1 protein-coding gene is annotated in these 1,298 nt (G+C 68.1%); it reads left to right on the forward strand.

Going from position 1 to position 1,298, the window contains the following annotated elements:
• Nucleotides 1-118: 118 nt before the first annotated feature.
• A partial coding sequence (locus tag MMF94_RS43110; protein ID WP_420852514.1) for an IS256 family transposase occupies nt 119-1,298 on the forward strand: 1,180 nt, incomplete at its 3' end.

Here is a 1,298-nt window from a genome sequence, read left to right on the forward strand (position 1 = left end):
GGGTTGCGTCCGCGGACGTGGTGTACGGCTCAGCCGCTGATCAGCGGCGTGGTGTCGGGGTGTGGGACGGCCACCGCGTGATCCTTCGAGTGCTTGGGTTCTCGAGGGAGGAGACGCGGTGGCCGCGTCAGACAGTGTGGACGTTTCTGGGTGGTTGGACGAGCATCTCGCGGCGGCGAGCCCGGATCTGCTGCGGGTGATGATCAAGCAGTTCGCGCAGGCGTTGATGAACGCCGAGGTGGACGCGGTGTGTGGGGCCGGCTACCGCGAACGATCGGATGTCCGGGTGAACAGCCGCAATGGATACCGGTTGCGGGATTGGGACACCCGCGCCGGAAGCATCGAGCTCGCCATCCCCAAGCTGAGGTCCGGGAGCTACTTCCCGGAGTGGCTGCTGGAGCGACGCCGTCGCGCGGAGCAGGCCCTGGTGTCGGTGATCGCCACCTCGTATCTGTTGGGTGTGTCGACGCGGCGGGTGGAGAAGTTGGTCGGCCAGCTCGGGATCGCGCAGTTGTCGAAGAGTCAGGTCAGTGAGATGGCCAAGAGCCTGGATGCCCAGGTTGAGGCGTTCCGGTCCCGTCCGCTCGATGACAGCCCTTACACGTTCCTCTGGTTGGACGCGTTGACGCAGAAGGTGCGCGAGGGCGGCCGGACGGTGATCGTGCACGCCCTGGTCGCGGTCGGGGTTACCGCCGATGGGCAGCGCGAGGTTCTGGGGCTGGACGTCGTCTCGGGCGAGGACGGGGCGGGCTGGTTGGCGTTCCTGCGTTCGCTGGTGGCTCGCGGGCTGTCGGGGGTTGCGCTGGTTATTTCCGATGCTCATGCCGGGTTGGTCGAGGCCGTCGGCGCCACCTTCGGCGGGGCGAGCTGGCAACGATGCCGCACCCACTACGCCCGCAACCTGGCCACCCGCGTCCCGAAATCGGCCCAGCCCTGGGTCCTTACGCTGCTGCGCACCGTTTTCGACCAGCCGGATGCGGCGCAGGTGCACGCGCAGTTCGACCGGGTCGTCGAGGGCTTGGAAGCGAAGTTCCCCGTCGCCGCGCAGCATCTCGACGCCGCGAGGGCGGACCTGCTGGCGTTCACCTCGTTCCCGCGGGAGCTGTGGCGCCAGATCTGGTCGAACAACCCGCAAGAGCGGTTGAACAAGGAGATCCGCCGGCGCACCGACGTGGTCGGGATCTTCCCGGACCGAGCCGCAGTGATCCGGCTGGTCGGAGCAGTGCTCGCCGAGCAGACCGACGAATGGGCCGAGCAGCGGCGCTACATGGGCGTGGAGGTCCTGGCCAAGGCCCGCC

The sequence above is a fragment of the Pseudonocardia alaniniphila genome (assembly GCF_022524485.1).
GTDB classification, from domain to species: Bacteria; Actinomycetota; Actinomycetes; order Mycobacteriales; family Pseudonocardiaceae; genus Pseudonocardia; species Pseudonocardia alaniniphila.